Consider the following 22,437-nt stretch of genomic DNA (forward strand, 5'->3'; position numbering starts at 1 on the left):
TCTCTACTTTTTTAAAAATAACCTTAAATTTCAATTAACCAGGAGGCTTTCCATCATGTCTAATGAAGACTTACTTACGCAGCTTGAGCAGCATATTCGCGAGCGTTATGAAATTGCCGAGGACGATGACGATTTTGGCGTTGATGTTCACTTGTTCGATTATGGGTTTATCGATTCCATCGGTGCTACGGCACTGATCGCCCACATTGAGAAGACGTATGGCATCCAAGTGACGAATCAAGATCTCATGCTGTACTCCATGAACACGGTAAGCGAAATTGCCGATTTTATTTCCAAGAAGACTGCGAGGTAACCCACTCATGTTGACATGTAAAATTTCTCTAGAAGGCTTAGCCGAAAGCCAGCACGGACAAGTCAAGTATGCTTCCGCCTTTGCGGATGAGCATATTCAAGATATCACGCTTGTTGATGGCCACATCATCATCACGCACAACTCGCCGAATGGCAACGAAGGAATTACGGAGCGAGTCGGGCGCCTGATCGAACGTTTCTCTCATGGCGATTTCGGTTTCAAAGAAAATATTTTATTCGAAAATAAAGTAGACACTCCTTATGAAGGCGATATTATCGCTGAATTAGTAGAGCGCAAAGCCATTAAAATTCTGGAACCCGGACTATTTATTTTCCGTGAGCCTTTCTCCAGCTTGATGCGCTTCCTGGATTACTCGTTTGTTACGAAAATCGCTAAACGCTTTGAGGGCATGCAAGAAGAGCAGTATCCTGCGGTTATTCATAGCCACACGTTGAACAAAACAAACCATTTCACGTCATTCCCGGAGCATATTCACTTCGTTACGCATTTACGCGAAGATTTGGACGTCATTGAATCGTTCTCACAATCCATTCGCGATGCCGGCGGTTGGAAGCAAGATGAGCCGTTAGAGCTTGATCCTAACATGGTGAAGCCTAATTTCATGATGAATCCTTCCACTTGCTACCATTGCTACGAGGGGTTAGAGAATGAGACGCTTGAGGGTGAAGGTATCGTGGTAACGGCAATTGCCAAGTGCCACCGCTTTGAGTCCAAAAACCACAGCGATTTCGGCCGTTTGCTCGACTTCTCCATGCGTGAAATTATTTTCGTCGGCAAACCAGACTTCGTCAAAGAAAATCGCTTGAAATCGATTGAATATCTCAAAGAATTAGCGGTTGAATGGAATGTAGATTCCATGTTGGAAATCGCGAATGATCCTTTCTTCACGAATGATTTCCAAGTGAAGGCCTCCTTCCAACGAAATCAAGAAATGAAATACGAGCTGCGTCTGACAATTCCGCATGTGAAGAAGTCGATTGCCTGCTCTTCTGTCAATTTCCACAGTAACACCTTCGGGAATGCTTTTAACATTAAAATGGGCAAACGCAACGCGGTTACAGGCTGTGTAGGTTTCGGTATTGAGCGTTGGGCTTTCGCATTCTTGGCGCAATACGGATTAGATGAGCAGCAGTGGCCAGCCACTTTCCGTGAGCAGTACCACGCTTGGCAGGAAAAGGCTCTGTAAGGAACCGTTAATCCCTTTTCATCAATTAATCGTCCTATTATTCTATTCAAATTTTTATCTGGGCCCACACGCCGACCTTTGATCATTGGAAGTCAGCTGTGGGCCCCATCCTAATCCAAGATAATGAGTGATTCCGTTGAAAGCAGCCACATTTCTTAAAAAGAATAGTTTCGTGCTCGGCCTGCTGCTAGCGATCGTCGTTTCGGACCTTCTCATCTCTTGGTGGAACCCGATGGTTAGCTCGCGCCGTTTCTACAAAAACGACTTTACTAAAACACTCTACCACCATAGCTGGTCCCAATCGGGTCCGGTTTTCTTCGGTAATTCGGCTGTAACAGGGGCTTACATCGAAGAGAAGTCTGATGCCCATTTGGTAGAGATGGGGCTTTCCTATGGGAAGATCACCGATCTTAAGGGGATCCTCCAGAATCATTTGTACCAGGTTCGTGATGAACTGGTGATTGGCATTGATGTTCATACGATGCTCGATCCCCTCGAAACCGATCCGACCTACCAATGGTTCAAACCATGGTATCAGCCCTATGTGTACACGTACCGTGACTACTTCCGTGATTCCGGCGAAGAATTCATCCGTAATTTAAGAAAAGGTAGCTTAGCCTACGAGCCGCGCTGGATAGATAAAGAGTTGTATCCTGGCCGTAAGGACGAAGCGTTCCTTCAGTCGAAATGGACCGAATATGACAAACGTTTCGGCGCTATGACCTTGAAAGATTTCCAAGACAATCTAGATGCGCTGCAGTGGGTCATCCGCTATGCTAAGGAACAGCAGCTTCCTTTGCGAGTGATCTGGATGCCTTGGAACAAAGGATATGCCGATCCGCCTTATGTGGCTTCCTTGAAAGAAGCGGTAAACGGCCAATTGAAAACCGCCGGTGTACCCGTGTTGGATTTGATGCATACATACGATCCCAAGTATTTTCATGATCTCGTACACTTAAACCGCGAAGAAGGCGCTCCGCTATTTACGAAGGAGGTAGACAAATGGTTAAAGTCCTTAGGAAAATAGCCGAAGTCCTCATCTATCTCGTGATGCTGTATCTGGTTTTCATTTATTTTACCGGTAAGGGCCTATTTATCTACGAGAAATTCTAATCGGGCTTTCCAAGCGAGGAGTTCTAAAGCTATGTTTTATATGCAAATGAACGCGATTATCGCTATGATAGGCATGGTTGCCGTTCTGATGCTCACCCGCAAGTGGGCCGACAACAAACGTATTCTGATGATTATTTTCAGTCTCTGCTTTTTACTGCTGTACAGTCAAAAGCTGCTTATTTTCTACGCTGCTTTTACTGTGATTAACTACGCTGGATTTGTGTATTTATGCCGCACGACCGTTTGGCGTAAAGCTACTTTTATCTTTGCGCTTGCCGCTAATATTATCGGCGTTTTTCTAGGTGTCCGGTTTTTCATCATGGGCGTTTTCCACAACTCGCTGTTCGATGCCGTCATCTACCTTGGACTCATTTATAATGTCTTGAAAGTGATCGATGCTTATTATTTTGCTTATTTCTTTGGAAAAGACGGCCAAGTGCCTGCCATTGATTATGCGAATTATCTGCTTTTTGTTCCAACGTTTACTTCAGGTCCGATCTTGAAATTTCGAGATTTTATGGCCGATAGCAAAAAGCCATACACGGTAGACGCCGCCCTCTTCGAAGACAGTGTCAAACGCATTATTTTGGGATTGTTTAAAAAAATCGTAATCGTCACTTGGATGACCAGCGTGTTCGATCAAGTGTTGAAACAGGACTTACACACGCATCAGTCACTATTTCTACTCGTATGGTTCTATGCGCTCATATACTTCGATTTCTCCGGCTATTCGGATATGGCCATCGGATTTGGGCGGTTAATGGGCTATACGATGCCTGAAAACTTCAAACGGCCGCTGCTCTCGCCTTCCATGACACAGTTCTGGCGCAACTGGCACGCGACGCTGGGCGATTTTTTCCGTGATCATATCTTCATGTTCTTCTCGCGTACCGTGCCTTCCCGCTGGGTTGCCTCCAGCTTGTCCATTTTAATTATGGTCCTAATGGGCCTATGGCATGGTTTTACCTGGCTTTACTTCTTCTATGGTCTCTACCACGGGATCATTCTCGCGATAGAGAACATTTTCAAAATTACAACGGTAAATAAAAAGAAAGTTTCTAAAACCTATTTTTATTTCCGCTGTTTCGTGACACAAGTTTTAGTGACGTTCTCCGTTATTATTTATAGCTCCAATTACGAGACGGTCCTGCGGATCTATAAAGGCTTGCTTCATTTTACGTGATGATAGTGTTATAATTTGTGTGGTTGTTTACCATTTATGGAGGTGTACCTAATGAAGTTAGGCGTTTTTATGGTTCTGTTTGGTGGAAAACCTTTAGAGGAAGCTCTTGATTATGTTGCTTCTAAGGGCTTAGAAGCTGTCGAAATTGGGACTGGGGGCTACCCTGGTAATGCGCACTGTAACCCAGTTGAGCTGCTTGCTGATGCTGGGAAGTTAAAAGCTTTTAAACATGCGGTAGAATCCCGCGGTCTGACGATTAGTGCTTTGAGCGTTCACGGAAACCCGCTTCACCCGCAAAAGCAAATTGCGAAAGAATTCCATGATGCTATTATACAAACGATTGATCTTGCTGAGCGCCTTGAAGTTCCTGTAGTTAACACGTTCTCAGGCTGCCCTGGTGACCACGAGGATGCCAAATATCCGAACTGGCCGGTAGCTCCATGGCCGAACGATTTCCAAGAGATTCTTGACTGGCAGTGGGGAAATAAAGTCATTCCTTACTGGACGGAAACAGGTAAATACGCCTCTGACCGCAATGTCAAAATCGGTTTGGAACTGCACGGTGGTTTCTCCGTACATACACCAGCTACCCTTCTCCGTCTGCGTGAAGCAGCAGGTGACGCGATTGGTGCCAACCTAGATCCGAGTCACATGTGGTGGCAAGGAATTGACCCTGTACAAGCCGTACAAATTCTCGGCCGCGCAGGAGCAATTCACCATTTCCACGCGAAAGACACATCCATGGATGTTAACAATGTAAACCGTTATGGCGTTACGGACATGCAGTCCTATGCAAACATGCTTGATCGTGCATGGCAGTTCCGCTCCGTTGGTTATGGTCATGACATGAAAGTATGGGCTGACATCATCAGCGCCCTGCGTCTTGTTGGCTACGACTACGTCGTGAGCATTGAGCACGAAGACGGATTGATGTCCGTTGAAGAAGGCTTCTCCAAAGCTGTTCAAAACCTTCAACAAGTTCTTATCAAAGAACCACTTGGAGAAATGTGGTGGGTATAAGCGGCTAGCCGCTTCCCCCCTTCCTAACCATCAAAAAAGCCCGCAGGCACCGATGATCTTACGATCTTGGTCCTGTGGGCTTTTATCTTGTAAAGCATGGGTTAGCTCTGAATTACCAGCCTGTGATCATGACATAATCCATGAGGCCGAATACGAGCAAGGAAACTACCGCGAATCCTAGGGCAAAATAGTTTTTTTTGGGGGACATCAATTGTCTGATAACTGCAATGGCAATAATCACTGTGAAAATCAAAACATAGATATCAAAGCTTGTATACGTACTTGTTGTTGCTGCTGCTTCTTCCGCGAATAACATGGTGAAACCCTCCTTCTAATAACTCGGTGCAAGGCACACGTCCTGCTATTTTAATTCTATGTTAGCTTGATTGGACACTAGATGCAAGTGATTAGGCGCATGTGTAACAAGTTTGTCACCTTTTGGTTAGATTAACCACCTTCTGCGGAAAATATTACACCTTTAAGATTACAATGCCCTTCTTTTTCCCGCTTTATTACAGCTCGTGTTCTTGTTCGTGTTCACCCATTATGGATAAAAAATTAAAGAACCCGAACGTCTCTGAAAGACACTCGGGCTTAGCTGACTATTTTATGTATAGAACTACTTCCTACGCCATTAATCCATAGGCTGAGAGTGTTTCTTTATGTTCCTCGATGGGTGTTGTTGGCTGATCCTTGAGCCCTATTTCTTTTTCCTGCCAGTTTAAAAAGCGAAATGGATCTATTCCTAATGCAGAAACAATCTCCTGTATGTCTAACGTCGGTTTCATAGCAATCCTCCATGAAGTAATAGATTTGTACAGCTTATATCTCTCGATCCTGAATAGTCAGCTAGGAATATCGTGTTGCAACTACTATCTTAATTATAGGACTATTCACTTATTTTTTGATAGAGGGTTAAATTGTCGAATCCAATTAAGTCTTAACAAAAGCCATGTTAAATAAGTCGGAATTATGAATATTCTGACGAATAAGATCGGATCACCCTCGTTTGTCGAAGATTAATAATCTGACGATGACATTCATCACGAGTCGTTTCCCTTCCATCCTCGCACGCAAAAAAGGCCCCACGGCATTCATCCGTGAGGCCTTGCTGCAATTCGGCCGCTTAACCGACCGATTCTTCCAACACTTCCAACCGCTTCGCATAGTTCTCCGAGCGTTCCCGATCCCTCTCGAGGATCGGTTTCAAGTACTGGCCGGTATAGGAACCGGCCACCTTCACAACATCTTCCGGCGTACCGGAAGCAACGATCTGACCACCTCGGCTACCGCCTTCGGGGCCTAGATCGATGAGGTGGTCCGCCGTCTTGATTACATCGAGGTTATGCTCGATGACAAGCACGGTTTCACCGCTCTCTACGAGGCGGTGAAGCACCTTCAGCAGACGATCGATATCGTGGATGTGGAGCCCTGTTGTAGGCTCATCCAAGATATAGATCGTCTTGCCTGTACTGCGGCGGTACAGCTCCGCCGCCAGCTTCACGCGCTGGGCTTCGCCCCCGGACAACGTCGTGGCCGGTTGGCCGAGTGTCATGTAGCCCAGCCCTACATCAAGAAGTGTAGTCAGCTTACGATGAATCCGCGGCAAGTTCTTGAAGAACTCGCAGCCGTCCTCGATCGTCATCTCAAGCACTTCCGAAATGCTTTTGCCTTTATATTTTACTTCCATGGTCTCACGGTTGTATCGTTTGCCTTTGCAAACTTCACAAGGCACGTAAACATCTGGCAAGAAATGCATTTCAATCTTAATGATGCCATCCCCACGGCAAGCCTCACAACGGCCGCCCTTCACGTTAAAACTGAAGCGTCCTTTTTTGTAGCCACGTACCTTTGCTTCATTCGTATTCGCGTACACATCACGGATGTCATCAAATACGCCTGTATAAGTCGCTGGATTCGAACGAGGTGTACGGCCGATTGGCGATTGGTCAATATCAATAACCTTGTCCACGTGCTCAAGCCCGATAATTTCTTTGTGTTCACCAGGACGAACTTTCGCTCCATTCAAATCGCGTGCCAGCGTTTTGAATAGGATTTCGTTAATTAATGTACTTTTGCCGGAGCCGGATACGCCTGTTACGCAAGTAAACACGCCTAATGGTACTTTAGCCGAAACGTTGCGCAAGTTGTTCTCTTTGGCCCCTTTGACTTCGATCCACTTGCCATTCGGTTTACGGCGCGCTGCCGGAATCGGAATGAACTTCTTGCCGCTAAGGTATTGACCGGTAAGTGAGTTCTCGTCCGCCATAAGCTCTGTAGGCGTACCTTGGGCAATGACTTGCCCCCCGTGAATACCGGCACCAGGTCCGATATCAATAATGTAATCCGCTGCCATCATCGTATCTTCATCATGCTCAACGACGATCAGCGTGTTACCCAGGTTCCGCATATGTTCAAGCGTCTGAATTAGACGCGTATTATCCCGCTGATGCAGCCCAATGCTAGGCTCATCCAAAATATAAAGAACGCCCATTAAGCTGGAGCCAATCTGCGTCGCAAGTCGAATCCGCTGTGCTTCTCCTCCTGACAATGTACCCGCTGCACGATGCATCGTTAAGTAGTCAAGACCGACATTCACTAGGAATCCAAGACGTGCTCTGATTTCTTTGAGAATCAGGTTTGCGATAGTGAGCTCTTTCTCGTTCAGATCCAGCGTTTTAAACCATTCCTCCGCATCTCCAATGGAAAGGGAGGTCGCGTGAGCAATGTTCTTGCCATTGATCGTCACGGCAAGTGTCTCTGGTTTCAGACGCTGCCCTTTACACTTCGGACATGGCTTCGTGCTCATGTAAGTCTGAATGTGCTCTCTGATGCCCTCAGAGAAGGTATCTTTAAATCTGCGTTCCAAGTTGCGGATAATTCCTTCAAATGGAACCAGCGCTTCTTTGGTCGCTCCCATATCATTCTCGTAGCGGAAGCGGATCTTCTCCCCGCCTGTCCCATAGAGAATGACCTTCATTTGCTCACTCGACAACTCGGATACAGGGACATTGCGAGGGATCGAATAGTGGTCACAAACTGCCGCAAGAAATTGCGGATAATAGTTGGACGTGCTGCCAGCCCAAGCTTCAAAAGCACCTTCTTCAATCGTCAGCTTCATATCAGGCACTAACAAATCAGGATCGACAATCATCTGGCTGCCGAGTCCATCGCATTCCGGGCAAGCCCCGAAAGGGGAGTTAAAGGAGAACATCCTTGGTGCCAGTTCCTCTACGCTAAAACCACATTCCGGGCATGCCAGATTCTGACTGAACATCAGCTCTTCTTTGTCGATAATGTCAACAATGACTCGTCCATTCGCGAGCTTGAGCGCTGTTTCAAGAGAATCAGCAAGTCGTGTTTGTACATCCTCTTTGATCACAATCCGGTCAACAACAACATCAATGGTGTGCTTCTTGTTCTTGTCGAGCTCGATCTTCTCGGAGAGATCCATCGTCTCTCCATTCACGCGTACCCTTACAAAACCTTGTTTCTGTACGTCGGTAAAAAGCTTGGTATGCTCACCTTTGCGTCCTGAAACAAGAGGAGCCAGAATCTGAAGTTTGGTGCGCTCCGGAAACTCCATGACCCGGTCTACCATTTGCTCCACGGTTTGCGATGTAATTTCAATGCCATGCGTTGGACAATGCGGACGTCCGATACGCGCGAATAGTAACCGCAAGTAGTCATAAATCTCCGTTACGGTCCCTACTGTGGAGCGCGGATTTCGACTTGTTGTCTTCTGATCAATAGAAATAGCCGGTGATAGTCCATCGATGGAATCTACGTCCGGCTTATCCATATTGCCTAGAAATTGTCTGGCATATGCAGATAATGACTCAACGTATCTGCGCTGACCCTCGGCATAAATCGTATCAAAGGCTAACGACGATTTGCCCGAGCCGCTTAAGCCTGTTAGAACTACGAACTTATCGCGCGGAATCGTGACATCGATATTTTTTAGATTATGAGCTCTGGCTCCTTTAATGACGATTTGATCTCTAGACACGGGTAACCTTCCTCTCCTATGTGAAACTGAAGCCCATTTAGGCTTCAGCTTTCATTTCCATAATAGCGTCACGAAGCTGTGCCGCCCGTTCGAACTGCAAATTCTTCGCAGCTTCTTTCATTTCGCCTTCCAAACGTTCGATCAAAGAAGCGCGGTCTTTCTTTGACATCTTTGCACCCTTCACATCGGTCAAGTAATCGGCTTTCTGTTCAGCTACCTTCGTAGCTTCAATGACATCGCGGATTTTCTTGGCAATCGTTTGTGGTGTGATTCCCATCTTCTCATTATGAGCTTCCTGAATGCTGCGGCGGCGACTCGTCTCACGAATGGCTTTCTCCATAGAGTCCGTAATCTTATCTCCATACATGATAACCCGGCCATCGGCATTACGCGCTGCGCGTCCAATGGTTTGAATCATCGAGCGTTCCGACCGCAGGAAACCCTCTTTGTCCGCATCCAGAATGGCGACAAGGGATACCTCTGGCAAATCAAGCCCTTCCCTGAGCAAGTTAATCCCAATTAGCACATGGAAGGTACCCAAACGTAAATCACGTAAGATTTGCATCCGCTCAAACGTCTTGATGTCCGAGTGCAAATAGCGGACTTTAATGCCGATTTCTTTGAAATAATCCGTCAAATCCTCTGACATCTTCTTCGTCAACGTCGTAACGAGCACCCGCTCGTCTTTCCGAATCCGATCTTGAATCTCCGCAATCAAATCATCGATTTGCCCTTTGGTCGGTCTCACTTCAATAATAGGATCCAATAAGCCCGTAGGACGAATGATCTGCTGTGTCATATAAGGGCAATGCTCTAACTCATAAGGTCCTGGTGTTGCTGATATATATAAAATCTGGTTAACTTTCTCCTCAAACTCCTCAAATCGCAATGGACGGTTATCCAGTGCAGAAGGCAAGCGGAAGCCGTGATCAACCAGCACTTCTTTTCTAGCTCTGTCCCCGTTATACATAGCGCGAATTTGCGGCAACGTCACGTGAGACTCATCGACCATAAATAACATGTCATCAGGGAAATAATCAATCAGCGTATATGGTGTTGCCCCGCGCTCACGGAATGTCAGCGGCCCTGAGTAATTCTCAATCCCGGAGCAGAAGCCCATCTCCTGCATCATTTCCATATCATAGCGCGTTCGTTGTTCCAATCGCTGTGCTTCAAGCAGTTTCCCCTGTTCTTTCAGCTCAACAAGACGTTCTTCCAACTCCCGCTCAATATTCACAAGCGCGCGTTTCATGGTATCTTCGTGCGTCACAAAGTGAGATGCCGGGAAAATCGCAATATGATCCCGCTCACCGACAATCTCGCCTGTCAGTACATTAATCTCCGTGATCCGCTCAATTTCGTCACCAAACAATTCAACCCTAACCGCTTGTTCACCATGCGAGGCCGGGAAAATCTCAACAACATCTCCGCGTACTCGAAATGTCCCGCGCACAAAGTTCAAATCATTGCGCTGATATTGAATGTCCACAAGCCTGTGCAAAATCTCATTGCGTGATTTCTCCATCCCTACGCGTAAAGAAAGCAGCAAATTGCCATATTCCATCGGCGAACCCAAGCCGTAAATACACGACACACTCGCAACGATAATAACGTCACGACGCTCAAATAAGGAGCTGGTCGCGGAATGGCGAAGCTTGTCGATCTCTTCATTGATGCTGGAATCTTTCTCGATGTAGGTGTCGGAGGAGGCAATGTAGGCTTCAGGCTGGTAGTAATCATAGTAACTAACGAAATAGGAGACGGCGTTGTGGGGGAAAAACTCTTTAAATTCGCTGCACAGCTGTGCGGCCAATGTTTTATTATGCGCAATAATCAAGGTAGGGCGGTTCAACTTTGCAATCACTTGCGCAGCAGTGAACGTTTTCCCTGTTCCTGTAGCTCCTAAGAGCGTCTGATGTCTGTTGCCATCTTGAATGCTTCGAACGATTTCTTCAATGGCTTGGGGCTGATCGCCTTGTGGAGCAAAATCAGAAACAAGCTCAAATTTCTTAGAGCTCTTAACAAGTTCACTCATCAATAATCACCTACACTTATTGGTAATAAATCGAACTTTTATCCTATTCATTTTCTTTTTGTAATTTCCGATAAAGAAGTTTATGGAACCTGTCGTACATATATGATGGTAACATTTGACACTCATCATAAGAATGTTTGTTCTGGTTTTTCCATTATACTCTTTTTAAATCTTTGATGCAAACGGCAATATCTGTTACGGCCTGAATCCTTCATCAAGAGACACCAACACACTTTCATCAGGCCACTTGTAGGGCCCCAATTCTTTTTACGCTAAATAGGAGTGGTAAAGTCATGGATTTGACAACAGTTTTAGGATTAGTCTTAGGTCTTGTAGGTTTGATTGGCGGTTACATGTGGGATGGCGGCCACATTAGTTCATTAATTATCCCAAGCGCAATGTTAATTGTTTTCGGCGGAACTTTTGGAGCGGTAGCAGTCAGCTTTCCTCTTTCTATTCTCGCGAAAATCCCTAAGGCTCTGGGCATTGCTTTCAAAGAAGTAAAGAGAGATCCAGCAGCTACAATTGAAGAACTAGTAGACATGGCTTCTATTGCACGAAGAGAAGGTGTACTTGCTCTCGAACAGCGCGCTCAGGAGCATACCAATCCTTTCCTGAAAGACGGTTTGCTTATGGTCGTAGATGGAACAGATCCCGAATTGACCAGACAAATTCTCGAGCTCGAAATGGATGCCATTGAGCACCAGGTTGATAATATGGCCAAAATATTCGAAGCTGGAGGCGGCTATGCGCCAACGATGGGGATTATCGGAACCGTTATGGGACTCATTCACGTTCTAGGCAATCTCGAAGATCCTTCCAGTCTTGGCCCAGCCATCGCTGTTGCCTTCACAGCTACTCTATATGGGGTTATGAGCGCCAACTTAATTTATTTGCCGCTTGCGACCAAAATTAAAGTTCGCGGTAAGGAAATGGTTGCCGAAATGGAGCTGATGCTTGAAGGCATTCTAGCTCTGCAAGCCGGCGAAAACCCGCAATTGATTAAGAAAAAACTGACCTCCTTCCTCCACGAGAAATCGTCCAAAAAAGCACCAATGGTAGAGGAGGAAGCCGATTATGGCGAGGAGAAGTAAGAAGCAAGAAGAGCACGTCAATCATGAAAGATGGCTCATTACTTATGCTGACTTAATCACCCTTCTGCTCGTTTTCTTCATCATTATGTATGCGATGAGTAAGGTCGATGTTCAAAAGTATGCCGTTCTGGCGCAAGTATTAAACCTGCAGTTCCAGAAAGCCGACTCAGTTTTGGACAAAGGAAGCGGCATTAGCGGCCAGATGACTCCGAAGCAAGGCGACTCCGACAGCAAGGACAAAGATTATACCAAGCAAAATATAAACGATCAGAAGGAAGAAAAAGATAAAGCAAAACCTGATGAGAATGAGAAAGAAAAGCGCGAGAAAGAACTTCAAGATCTTTTAAAACAAGTACAAGCTTACATTAAAGATCAAAATCTGGAGGCGCAAGTATCCGCAAGCGATACAGAGCGGGGTGTAGCGATTACACTGAATGATTTGTTCTTATTTGATTTAGGAAAAGCAGATCTCAAAGGCGGCTCGGCCCCTATTCTTCAAAAACTCGCTTCGCTCTTCCCGACGCTAAACAGTAAGGTGAGCATTGAAGGCCATACCGATGATTTGCCGCTCGCAACCGGCTCTCCATACAAAGATAACTGGGGACTCTCGTTCGCTCGATCCCTATCGGTGCTGCGCTATTTCAGTGATACGGCCAAGCTGGATGATAACAAATTCATTGCGACAGCCTACGCGGATACAATGCCAAAGGTTCCAAACGACAGCGATGAGAACCGCAGCAAAAACCGCCGCGTTGAAATCATTGTCCTGCGTGATGGACTGGCTCCAACCAGTGTACCGAAATAAACAAAAGACCCTACCTCCTAATTTTAGCGAGATAGGGTCTTCTTTTTTACATCGATTTCGTCGAGTCATTCTTCAGCAAACCCGTTAATTTCCCTCGCAAATAAGAAAATAGATGCACAGGTCTATGCTCTGTGAAGTACAAAGCCTCTTGGTCCGGAGCTAAAATAATGCCTAGTTGGTGATGATCGCCGTTAAAGATTGCCCGCTGCAGAAAGCGAACCTCGCCTTCCTCATTTAAGATTTCCAGTTTACAGAAAGCCGAGTTCAGCCCCATAGCTAAATGCAAATCAGACTTTGTCTTGATTTTGTACCCATTTACTTTATGAATGATTTCACCCGTTTGGATCCCTATTTCCTGCGCAGGGCTGTTGGGAACAACGGAAAGCACCATAAGTCCTCGTGTTGAATGGACATAGAAAGGAATTTGCTTCTCTTCCGTCCATTGGTTATAGCGAATCAATCCCTCATGCAGCACTATGCTTAGCAAAGCCCCTAACAGTACAATCGCCGACCAAAAATGCGCAGCAACCGCGGCAGCCAGCAAAATTATGCCGTATAAGTAGAGCAAATTCGCACTTGCACGCGCTTGCTTACGAGGCAGCTTCGAGATCGTTAATTCCGTGAATCCGATCATCGCCGGGAAAGCAAGCAAGGTCCATCCTGAGCCGAGATTAGCGCCGAACAAAGTTGTCCAAGGTAAGCTTATGTCGCTACCACCCGTCAAAGGCACCAGTAAAAATAACGGCACAGGCCAGAAGCCTTGCAGCTGCTGTCCTCCAATGATTTGGCCGCGTTTACCCTCGATAAATAACGGTGTCGCCATACGCGCTCCTTGGAAATGAGTAAGCATCCCCTCGAGCAGATGAAGAACAGCTACAATGGCCAACAAGGAAGGAATATCCGCATGCCTGACGATATCCAACATCGGCAATGTCTTATTTAGACTAGCCATATCCGGAATCCATGACAAAATCACTTGGGCAACTCCCAGGATGCCAACGGCGTAGGCCAAACAAAGGAATCTCACTCTGAGCAAGACTAGGATAACCGTGATAACCCATAATAAAATAACCACATCAAATTGAATGTTTACGCCTACAAACAGCAAAAGTACAGAGGCACACAGCCCCCCAATCCATCCCCAAAAGACCGTTCGCCACGTCTCATTGAGTAGAGAATGCAGGCGTGTATGAAATAACTTACGTTCCATTTGAATTTGCTTTCGATAATGCAGCACGATAAATAAAACACCTATATAGTAGAAAGGATTCGCAAACAGCTGCCCTACCGCGTGAAGCAGCCTCTCCAAGAGTTGAATCAGAACATCCATAACGATTCCGGTCTCCTCGATATAAAGAAAATAGGAAGGCTGCCGAAGCACCCTTCCTACTCTATTTCGACTGCGAGGGCTCATTTTCCTGCCTTGCGCTGCGAATTTCCAATATCTCACTAACAATTATTTCCCGAGTTGCTTTTGAATTTGCGCAATTGCGGCCTTCAACTGCAAATCGTTCTTAGGCTCGCGAATTTGCTCCAATAGCAGCTTCTCGATTTTGTTCGCGGTTTCCGTATCGACTTCACCGGTCATCGGCAAGCTGTTCGTCCGTTGGAAAGCTTTCACGGCTGTCGTTGTTTTCTCATTGAAATAACCGTCGGAACGTTCCGGGTTAAAACCAAGACCTGCCAGCATCAGCTGCAAATTTTTCACATCATCGCTCGTCATATCTTGTTTGAGCGCAGTTTTCTTGGAAAGCGGCGCCGCTTTGAAATAAGCCGGTTGTTCTACCGCGATATCCGGTTGAATACCTGTTTTGTGAATCCAATTACCGTTCGGTGTCAACCATTTGTAGACGGTCATCTTGATGTTGCTGCCATCGCCCATTTCCTTCTCAAAAGTGACTTGAACCGTCCCTTTACCGTAAGAAGTTTCACCGACAATTTTACTTCCGACCGCTTCTTGGAAAGCACCTGCCAAAATCTCCGAAGCACTGGCGCTGCCCTTATTGATCAATACCGTAACCGGATAATTCTTGCCTGTCCCTGTCGAAGGCGTCGGCTCCCGCTTGCCATCCCGATTTTCCACTTGAACAATCGGTTTGCCGCTTTTCACAAAAGGATTCACGATGTCGACAACGACGTTCAAAAGACCGCCTGGGTCATTACGAACATCGATAACAAGTCCCTTCATCCCTTTGGCTTCAAGGTTTTTCAGCTCTTCAGCAAAACGTACAGCCGTATTAGAAGAGAATTGGCGAATCTCAATTTTCCCTATTTGATCCTGCATCATTTCTCCGTAGACGGTTTCCACATCAATATTATCGCGGACGACGATCACTTGAACCGGATCACCCGCTCCTTGACGAAGAAGATCAAGCTTCGCTTGCGTTCCTTTCGGACCACGAATCTTCATGACCGCTTGGTTAAGCGTCAAACCATCCAACTTTTCTCCGTTCACCGAGAGGATGACATCTTTGGCTTGAATGCCTGCTTTCTCTGCTGGAGAGCCCTTAATTGGGGAAACGATGACGAACTTGCCTTCCTCAATTGACACTTCAGCCCCTATTCCTTGAAAAGAGGACGTAATACTTTCATCGAACTGCTTCGCTTCCTTCTGATCCATATATACAGTGAACGGATCTTCCAGAGATTCTAGCATGCCGTTGATCGCGCCGTTAACGAGCTTATCATGATCTGGCTGTTTCAAATATTTACTTTCGATCAGTTGAAAGGTTGTAGAAATTTTACTCAAGTCCTTGCTCGACAGTCCTGCCGAAGATCCTGTTGAGTCGGCTGCACTGCCCGCTGGCTGCTCACTCCGCCCCCATGTGAAGGATGGATCCACTACCGTCAATGTCACAATACTACTTGCAAACATAGCTAACAATACAAAAACAATGACCGTGCGCCCTTTGAATTGCAAAGCGTGATTCACCACCTTTTTCCTAAAACCCATTTGGGTTCGCTTGTTTGTAGTATATGACAAGCTCTTCCCGTTTTATAACCAAGTTGTCCTATCGTAAGAACGGTTTAGGATCGGTAGGAGTTTCGTTCAGCCTAACCTCGAAATGCAGATGGTTTCCTGTCGATTGTCCTGTCGAGCCAACTCCGGCAATCTTCTGCCCACGTTTGACTGTATCTCCGACTTTGACATAGATGCCATCGTTCATAATATGACCGTACAGTGTCCATAATCCATTGCCGTGATCGACGATAACGCAGTTCCCGTAACCGTTCATCCACGAAGCATAAATGACAGAGCCGTTCTCCGCAGCAAGAATGCTTGTCCCTTTTGGAGCGCCTAGATCGATGCCCTTATGATTCTCTGCCTTACCTGTAACGGGATTAATCCGGTTAACAAAATCCGACGTAAGCGGCGCTTGCGCTGCCAGAGGGTAACCTAACTTGCCTCCAGCGTAAGTGAAAGGAGACTTCGCTTTGGTCGCAGCACGTTTCTTCGCTTGAAGATCCGCCTCTTGCTTCGCCAATTGCGTAATTAACTTGTCGCTCTCTTCGGAAATATCTTCAAGCGTCTTCTCCTGCTTCGTAAGCGAAGCAATTTTGACTTCTTTCGCTTTCTCTTTCGCCTGCAGATCATCTCTTAATGCATCCGCATCTGCGTAGAGCTTTTTGACCTTTTCGAGCTGCTGCTCCGTCTCTTCCTTCTTCTTAGCAACAATCTCTTTATCTTTCTTATTTGCTTCTAGTACGACTTTATCTTGATTTACAATAGATTTCAAAGCCTCAATCCGGTTCAAGAAATCAGAAAAGCTAGTAGCGCTCAGAACCACGTCCATATAGGAAACAAAACCGTTCATATACATCAAACGCACGCGGGATTTCAGCATTTGGTCGCGACTTTCTACTCGTGCTATCGCCTCATCCAGCTGTTTCCCGTTTTCCTCTAACGTATCGGTCACTTGATCGATTTGCTCATTCAACAGCGTAAGCTTTTTACTGGCTTCATTGACTTGTTGGACAAGCGTATTCATATCCTTGGTGGCCTGGTCTTTCTCAGAATGCACTTTATCTATCTGATTCTCGGCGTCCTTCGCCTTCTGCTGCGCTTCTGCCTTCTGTTTCTTAAGTTGAGTCAACTGCTGATCGATCTTATCCGTTGTGGATGCGGCATAACCTGCATATGGCACCGCTAGTGAAGCGGCAATCCCAAATGACATCACCAAGGGTAGAATCTTCTTCTTCAAGCACGTAGCCTCCTCATCATCAAAAACATGATGCTTTTTTTGGACTTCCTCTCAAATCTCTTATTCTCTTATCTTTGAATCTTTGAAAATGTTTTAATAGAAATAAAAGCTAAAAAAACCGGCTTTCAGAACCGAGAAGGTTGGATGAAAGCGAGGGCAGGTGGATCGGAGTGTAGCAAGCTACATGAGTACCGCATTGCCCCAGTTTCATTCAAGATTCGACGCCGAGTAAGCTATAGAGAATAACTTCGTTATCAAAGTCGGCTTTTAAAGCCTCCTTATTAGACGCGGAGGAATTTGCGGACGGAGATTAGAGATCCCCAGATACCGATGACGATGCCAATACCTAGCAACAAAGCAATCATCGTAGGAGCAATTTTTCCGAAAGGCGTCAGCTCAATCATCAATAAATTTAAGTTCAAAGAACTTAAGTTCAGCAACTTCCAATATCCGCCGAGAATGACCACAGCGGGAATGATAGAACCCACAAATCCAAGTAAAGCACCTTCTATAAAAAACGGCCAACGAATAAATGAATTCGTCGCTCCAACCATTTTCATAATTGAAATTTCTTTGCGACGGGCTAAAATCGTAATTTTAATCGTGTTGGCAATCAAGAACACCGCCGTAAAGGAGAGCAAAATCACAATCCCAAAGCCGACCCAACGAACAATTTGCGTTACTTTGAATAAAGCTTCAACAGTCCCTTTGCCATAATTCACTTTATAAATAGGCTTCGGATCCTTATCTGCGTTAAGTGCGCTGATCTGATCCGCAACCACGGCTACATTTCGGGGATCATCCACTTCGACCGTGAATGCATCATTCAGCGGATTGTTTTCTCCTTCAAAACCATCCAGCAAAGCTTTGCCGCTTTCCCCTAACTTTTGACGCAAATAGACAAGTCCTTCTTCTTTCGAAACGAACTTGATCGTTTTGACTCCCTGTAAACCTTGAATTTGGGTCTGGAGCTCTGTGATTTGATCCTGAGGGGTGTTAACCTCCAGGTACACGTTAATCTCAACTTGATCCTCAATTTGACTAGCGATATCATTGACATTCAATGTTATTAGTACGAATATTCCTAAAATGAACAACGAGATTGCGATTGAACTGATCGATGCAAACGTCATCCATCCGTTCCTGACAACATTCCGCGTACCTTCCCGCAAGTGCCGGGAGAATGTACTAATCTTCATAGCCGTATTCCCCCCGTAACTGGTCACGAGCAATAAGGCCATTCTCGATTGCAATGACTCTTTTACGCATCGTATTTACGATTTCCTTGTTATGCGTAGCCATGACGATTGTCGTACCACGGAAGTTAATTTCCTCCATCAGTTTCATAATCCCCCACGATGTCTCAGGGTCGAGATTTCCTGTCGGTTCATCGGCGATAATGACGGAAGGATTGTTGATTATTGCCCGGGCAATGGCGACACGCTGCTGCTCACCGCCGGATAGTTGTGAGGGAAGCGAATTGGCTTTGTCCTTCAGCCTCACCAGCTCAAGCACTTCCATCGTACGTTTCTTGATTTGTTTCTTCGGTGCTTCAATTACTTCCATAGCAAAGGCTACATTGTCGAAAATAGACAGCTTCGGCAGCAATCGATAATCTTGGAAAATAACTCCGATATTTCGACGTAAAAAAGGTATTTTACGCTGTTTCAGCTTTTCTAAATTGAATCCATTCACGAAAATTTGGCCCTTGGTCGGTCTTTCTTCTCTATACATCAATTTCATAAATGTCGATTTACCAGCCCCGGAAGGTCCGACAACATAGACAAACTCGTTGCGGTCTACTTTTACATTAATCCCTCTCAATGCATGAGTACCGTTGGAGTACGTTTTCCATACGTCCTGCATTTCGATCACAATATCACATCCTAATATAGGGGTCCTTAAGCGAAGCCTAAAGTCTCTCTGCTGTACAGACAGCTTTAAGGAGTTCGACACGAAGTCGGAAATTCCTTCTAAAATCGTTCAAAATTCCTGTTGTTTACTGTCACTATATCATGATTTGTACACATTTAAGGGTCGCAAGGTTTTAGTAATAAATTGTTCGGAAAGAAGATACATATGGTAGTACAGGCCTTTCACTCATTCGTATGTAAAGGAGCCGCTGTACATGCCACCCCTCATTAGAAAAGCAACCTTCTATGCGACGATCACCATAGGACTGCTAAGCTCTATAAGTATCGGTCTATACCTGTATGGTTCTCAGAGCACACTGCCTCCGAAATTTACGGTTGCCGGCTGGCGCGTCGGCGGCATGCCTTATGATACGTTCCAGCAGCAATATGAGGAGAGGCTTGAGCTGCTAAACGCTTTTCCTGTCCAATTGCAAACCTCCTATCCGGACATCGCCAATCGGCAATTGACCATTGGACAGTTAGGCGTTGAATATCATGATGAGGCCCTCACGCAATCTATCGCCCAATTGTTCGAAGCTTCACCCTTGCAGCGGATAAAAGCCCGCTGGGAGCTTCGTCATGCCGATATCCCGATTGAGGTCACTGTGAACGAAGATCAGCTAAACGCAGCGTTGAAAGAGGCATGGAAAGACCTTTATAGCCAGCAGCCTGCGCCGGCGAAGCGGATCGTGACCGCTCAGGACTCGCTAAATTATGAACCGGAACACAGGGTACTACGCATTGACACCGTACATTTGGGGGAACACCTGCAAGAAGTCGCTCCCTCCATTTCGTATATTCACAACGCCGCACCCGTTCGATTGACGCTGCCCTTGTACGAGCAGAGTCCCGCCGTAACTGTAGAAACATTGAAGCAGCAGGGCATCGACCGCAAAATATCCGAGTTTACGACAACGTTTCCCGCTTCCGGTGAAGGACGAATTCACAATATTCGTTCTACCGCCGCGTCCATTCAAGATTATCTCATGGCACCAGGAGAGACGTTCGACTATAGCAAAATCATTGCACAGACAGAAACCACCTTCGGCTATAAGGAAGCGCCGGTTATCCTTAACGGCAAGCTGGTTCCCGGTATCGGCGGAGGCATATGCCAAGTATCGACAACACTGTACAATGCTGTATTGCGCAGTGGGCTCGCTATTGTTGAGCGCCGTAACCACTCCTTGCCTGTCAGCTACGTCACGCTTGGACAAGATGCGACTTTTGCCAACGGCTACATCAATTTCAAATTTCGCAACAATACCGATGCCTATCTATTGATTCGGACCGTCACAACGGATCGGGATGTCACCGTCAAGCTGTTTGGACACATGTCTCCTTCGATTACATATGACATCGAATCAAATGTCACAGAGACGATCCAACCTCCCGTTAAATACTTGCATAATACAACGCTAGCTCCAGGAGCCACTCGACCCATCAGTACAGGTAAAGCAGGTTTCAAAGTTGAAACCTATCGGATTAAAAGGGAAAACGGCGTTTTCGTCAGCAAAGAACTCATCTCGAAGGATCAGTACTCTCCGGTGCCGACCTTGGTCGCCTCTAACCGGGGCGATATCAAACCTGAATTAGGGGGCGCACCGGAGCCGCAACCCATTTTGGAAGACGGCGTCAAAGGACCTTCCTTCCGGTAATCTTTGTGACTATTTTAAGCCATAAAAAGGGTCAAACATCTAAAGGTCATGTGACTGTAGTTACTAGGTCACTATGACTTTTTTTTATTATGATAAGAGTACGCAATATGAGATAAGGAGGATGAACGATGAGCAAGATTGATTATTTCAAAGAACTCAACTATCGACTGCGCGGACTTCCAGAGAAGGAGCGCCAAAATATATTGTCTGTCTACGAGGAATTGTTCCAAAAAGCCATTGAGAACGGTAAACACGAGGATGAGGTGGCACAATCGCTAGGTTATCCGCGAATTCCTAACTGGGACGCACAGAAAGATGCCTCAACGGTCAGCCAACCGGAGTCTGCAAAAAGTGCAAAACAGGAGTCAATTCCTCAAGCTCCTATAACACCTAATGCACCTCAAACGCCTCCAACGGCTAAAGCAACTCAAGCGCATCAAGCGCATCAAGCTCCTCAAGCACCAAAAGCTCCACCGCTTGAGAAAATATATACGAAACCCGAGTCAGCGGCACCAAAGCAGGCACCAGAAGCCGGGGGCTATACACCTCCGTCCTATACGCCGCCGCCTTATGAGAATCCTTATTACGCGCAGCAACCTCCTTACCCTTATCCGGCTAAGCAGGAAACAGGGCTGAAGGCGATTATCGTCAGCATTGCGCTCGGCTTTTTCAACCTCCTGTTCGTTGTTGGCCCATGGTTCGGTATCTTGGCAGCGTTAATTGCGTTATTCGCTTCGGGCTTTGCACTAATCGTCGCTCCGATCGCCGGTATGCTTGGCAGCTTTATGGAGCACGTCGGCAGCGATCTGCAGTTCATTGGATTTGCCATGTTGGCATGCTTCGGGTTAGGCGTCATTCTCACTACGCTCAGCACTTGGCTGTTCCAACTATTTTTCAAAATCACACGGGCGTACATCCAGTTCAATGCCAAATTAATTAAGGGGGCTTAAGCCGTGAAAAGCAGATATAAATTTTTCTTAATAACCGGCTTTACCTGCCTGGCCGTTGGACTCATCGGTGCGGCTGTTTCGTTCAAAACCTTAGACTTGAATGCAGGCGTCTCCAACATTAATATCGAGAAGAAGATCGCTGCGGCAAATATCGACACCCTCATCCTTCAAAACAATGACTCGAGCATCACTTTCGTCCCAACAAACAGCGATGAAATTAAAGTGCGCCTAGTCGGTACGGTGCGGGAATCTAACGCGAATGAATGCACGATTGACGCAGCCACAGAACGAAGCAATGTATGGCGGGTTGATGTTTGCACGAAAGAAAAAGATCGCATCAATTTTGGTTTTGACATCACCGAACTCAAAAATTTGATTGCCGGCCGCGGCTTTGGGCTCAAAACCGAAGTCTCCCTACCGGATAAAATGTACAAAGCCATCACCGTGACTTCCGATACAGGTAATATCAACTTCAATGATCTCAAATCTGAGAAGCTAACAGCCAACACGGATACAGGCAACATTTCACTTGACCGCTATGAAGGCAAACAATTGAATCTCCAAGCAGATACGGGGAATATTCACATTCAAGAAGGACAAGGCGAGGTCAAGATCAAGACAGATACAGGTGGTATCACGGCAAAATTAAGTGATATCGGTGATTCGGTCTCCCTTGAATCCGACACTGGCAGTGTTAGGCTTACACTTGAGCCAACGCCTAAAAATGTGAGCTTCGATCTAAGCGCCGATACAGGCAGCGCCAATTTGGAAGTGCCTGGTCTTGCTGTAGACCGGGAAGATCATCACTCTGCCAAAGGTACCCTCGGGGATGGCAGCAAAAAAGTGAAAGTTCGCGTCGACACCGGGTATATCTCGGTTACGGGCAGATAAACGAGAGATATACAGCAAAAAGCCTTCAATATCATCCATTCGGATGA

19 protein-coding genes are annotated in these 22,437 nt (G+C 46.1%); 10 read left to right on the forward strand and 9 right to left on the reverse strand.

The genetic code is table 11. The features are described 5' to 3' along the window. Positions 1-55 precede the first annotated feature (55 nt). From GON05_RS07180 to GON05_RS07200, 5 genes are all read left to right on the forward strand, one after another. A complete protein-coding gene (locus GON05_RS07180) occupies positions 56-313 on the forward strand; it encodes an acyl carrier protein (RefSeq protein WP_127453260.1) in 258 nt (85 codons plus the stop codon). Between the two features lie 7 nt (positions 314-320). After that, positions 321-1,520: a class-II aminoacyl-tRNA synthetase family protein gene (locus tag GON05_RS07185; RefSeq protein WP_246238899.1), complete on the forward strand. Its 1,200-nt coding sequence runs from the start codon at positions 321-323 to the stop codon at positions 1,518-1,520. Between the two features lie 136 nt (positions 1,521-1,656). Continuing rightward, on the forward strand, positions 1,657-2,547 hold the full coding sequence (locus GON05_RS07190) for a hypothetical protein (RefSeq protein WP_157318496.1): 891 nt from the start codon (positions 1,657-1,659) through the stop codon (positions 2,545-2,547). A 117-nt stretch (positions 2,548-2,664) separates the two neighbouring features. Beyond that, positions 2,665-3,816, forward strand: coding sequence for an MBOAT family O-acyltransferase (locus GON05_RS07195; protein ID WP_157318497.1), 1,152 nt, complete (start codon positions 2,665-2,667; stop codon positions 3,814-3,816). 51 nt (positions 3,817-3,867) lie between these two features. Continuing rightward, positions 3,868-4,836: a sugar phosphate isomerase/epimerase family protein gene (locus GON05_RS07200; protein WP_127453265.1), complete on the forward strand. Its 969-nt coding sequence runs from the start codon at positions 3,868-3,870 to the stop codon at positions 4,834-4,836. 112 nt (positions 4,837-4,948) lie between these two features. Here GON05_RS07200 and GON05_RS07205 read toward each other — a convergent pair whose 3' ends face one another. The 4 genes from GON05_RS07205 to uvrB form a co-directional block, all read right to left on the reverse strand. Next, the gene (locus GON05_RS07205; protein ID WP_157318498.1) at positions 4,949-5,152 is read right to left on the reverse strand and encodes a DUF2759 family protein; all 204 of its coding nucleotides are present in this window, start codon (positions 5,150-5,152) and stop codon (positions 4,949-4,951) included. A gap of 310 nt (positions 5,153-5,462) precedes the next feature. Further along, positions 5,463-5,624: a hypothetical protein gene (locus tag GON05_RS07210; protein WP_157318499.1), complete on the reverse strand. Its 162-nt coding sequence runs from the start codon at positions 5,622-5,624 to the stop codon at positions 5,463-5,465. Between the two features lie 338 nt (positions 5,625-5,962). After that, positions 5,963-8,845 (reverse strand): excinuclease ABC subunit UvrA, encoded by a 2,883-nt coding sequence (gene uvrA / locus GON05_RS07215; RefSeq protein WP_181646567.1) that lies wholly within the window; start codon positions 8,843-8,845, stop codon positions 5,963-5,965. A gap of 37 nt (positions 8,846-8,882) precedes the next feature. Next, a complete protein-coding gene (gene uvrB / locus GON05_RS07220) occupies positions 8,883-10,880 on the reverse strand; it encodes an excinuclease ABC subunit UvrB (RefSeq protein ID WP_157318500.1) in 1,998 nt (665 codons plus the stop codon). A gap of 293 nt (positions 10,881-11,173) precedes the next feature. Between uvrB and GON05_RS07225 the strand changes: the two genes are divergently transcribed. Continuing rightward, the gene (locus GON05_RS07225) at positions 11,174-11,974 is read left to right on the forward strand and encodes a flagellar motor protein (RefSeq protein ID WP_127453273.1); all 801 of its coding nucleotides are present in this window, start codon (positions 11,174-11,176) and stop codon (positions 11,972-11,974) included. Then, entirely contained in the window at positions 11,958-12,779 is an 822-nt protein-coding gene (locus tag GON05_RS07230; RefSeq protein WP_157318501.1) for an OmpA/MotB family protein, read from the forward strand. Before GON05_RS07225 ends, GON05_RS07230 begins: the two co-directional genes overlap by 17 nt. Before the next feature lie 46 nt (positions 12,780-12,825). On the opposite strand, the gene GON05_RS07235 is transcribed toward GON05_RS07230, so the two are convergent. The 5 genes from GON05_RS07235 to ftsE all read right to left on the reverse strand — a co-directional run bounded on the left by GON05_RS07235 (position 12,826) and on the right by ftsE (position 18,856). Next, positions 12,826-14,229: a PDZ domain-containing protein gene (locus GON05_RS07235; protein ID WP_309492352.1), complete on the reverse strand. Its 1,404-nt coding sequence runs from the start codon at positions 14,227-14,229 to the stop codon at positions 12,826-12,828. Between the two features lie 6 nt (positions 14,230-14,235). Next, entirely contained in the window at positions 14,236-15,699 is a 1,464-nt protein-coding gene (locus GON05_RS07240; protein WP_127453279.1) for a S41 family peptidase, read from the reverse strand. 91 nt (positions 15,700-15,790) lie between these two features. Beyond that, a complete protein-coding gene (locus GON05_RS07245) occupies positions 15,791-16,981 on the reverse strand; it encodes a murein hydrolase activator EnvC family protein (protein WP_127453281.1) in 1,191 nt (396 codons plus the stop codon). A gap of 281 nt (positions 16,982-17,262) precedes the next feature. Further along, positions 17,263-18,180, reverse strand: a complete 918-nt coding sequence (gene ftsX / locus GON05_RS07250; RefSeq protein WP_157318502.1) for a permease-like cell division protein FtsX — start codon at positions 18,178-18,180, stop codon at positions 17,263-17,265. Then, entirely contained in the window at positions 18,170-18,856 is a 687-nt protein-coding gene (gene ftsE, locus GON05_RS07255) for a cell division ATP-binding protein FtsE (RefSeq protein ID WP_127453284.1), read from the reverse strand. The genes ftsX and ftsE overlap by 11 nt, the downstream gene beginning before the upstream one ends. Positions 18,857-19,109: 253 nt before the next feature. On the opposite strand from ftsE, the gene GON05_RS07260 reads away from it, so the two are divergent. The 3 genes from GON05_RS07260 (at position 19,110) to GON05_RS07270 (ending at position 22,390) form a co-directional block, all read left to right on the forward strand. After that, on the forward strand, positions 19,110-20,549 hold the full coding sequence (locus GON05_RS07260; protein ID WP_157318503.1) for a VanW family protein: 1,440 nt from the start codon (positions 19,110-19,112) through the stop codon (positions 20,547-20,549). A gap of 128 nt (positions 20,550-20,677) precedes the next feature. Beyond that, positions 20,678-21,499: an HAAS signaling domain-containing protein gene (locus tag GON05_RS07265; RefSeq protein WP_157318504.1), complete on the forward strand. Its 822-nt coding sequence runs from the start codon at positions 20,678-20,680 to the stop codon at positions 21,497-21,499. 3 nt (positions 21,500-21,502) lie between these two features. Next, positions 21,503-22,390 carry a DUF4097 family beta strand repeat-containing protein gene (locus tag GON05_RS07270; protein ID WP_157318505.1) on the forward strand — a complete coding sequence of 296 codons (888 nt, stop codon included), beginning with the start codon at positions 21,503-21,505 and terminating at the stop codon, positions 22,388-22,390. Positions 22,391-22,437: the final 47 nt, after the last annotated feature.

Origin of the sequence: Paenibacillus anseongensis (genome assembly GCF_009757995.1) — a bacterium.
Lineage (GTDB): Bacteria > Bacillota > Bacilli > Paenibacillales > NBRC-103111 > Paenibacillus_E > Paenibacillus_E chondroitinus.

Excerpts from the sequence above, each read along its gene's own strand:
- GON05_RS07260 (WP_157318503.1), top strand. The coding sequence starts at position 19,110 with ATGCCACCCCTCATTAGAAAAGCAACCTTCTATGCGACGATCACCATA.
- GON05_RS07200 (WP_127453265.1), top strand. The coding sequence starts at position 3,868 with ATGAAGTTAGGCGTTTTTATGGTTCTGTTTGGTGGAAAACCTTTAGAG.
- GON05_RS07180 (WP_127453260.1), top strand. The coding sequence starts at position 56 with ATGTCTAATGAAGACTTACTTACGCAGCTTGAGCAGCATATTCGCGAG.
- GON05_RS07265 (WP_157318504.1), top strand. The coding sequence starts at position 20,678 with ATGAGCAAGATTGATTATTTCAAAGAACTCAACTATCGACTGCGCGGA.
- GON05_RS07210 (WP_157318499.1), bottom strand. The coding sequence starts at position 5,624 with ATGAAACCGACGTTAGACATACAGGAGATTGTTTCTGCATTAGGAATA.
- GON05_RS07195 (WP_157318497.1), top strand. The coding sequence starts at position 2,665 with ATGTTTTATATGCAAATGAACGCGATTATCGCTATGATAGGCATGGTT.
- GON05_RS07185 (WP_246238899.1), top strand. The coding sequence starts at position 321 with ATGTTGACATGTAAAATTTCTCTAGAAGGCTTAGCCGAAAGCCAGCAC.
- ftsX (WP_157318502.1), bottom strand. The coding sequence starts at position 18,180 with ATGAAGATTAGTACATTCTCCCGGCACTTGCGGGAAGGTACGCGGAAT.
- uvrB (WP_157318500.1), bottom strand. The coding sequence starts at position 10,880 with ATGAGTGAACTTGTTAAGAGCTCTAAGAAATTTGAGCTTGTTTCTGAT.
- GON05_RS07230 (WP_157318501.1), top strand. The coding sequence starts at position 11,958 with ATGGCGAGGAGAAGTAAGAAGCAAGAAGAGCACGTCAATCATGAAAGA.
- GON05_RS07205 (WP_157318498.1), bottom strand. The coding sequence starts at position 5,152 with ATGTTATTCGCGGAAGAAGCAGCAGCAACAACAAGTACGTATACAAGC.
- GON05_RS07225 (WP_127453273.1), top strand. The coding sequence starts at position 11,174 with ATGGATTTGACAACAGTTTTAGGATTAGTCTTAGGTCTTGTAGGTTTG.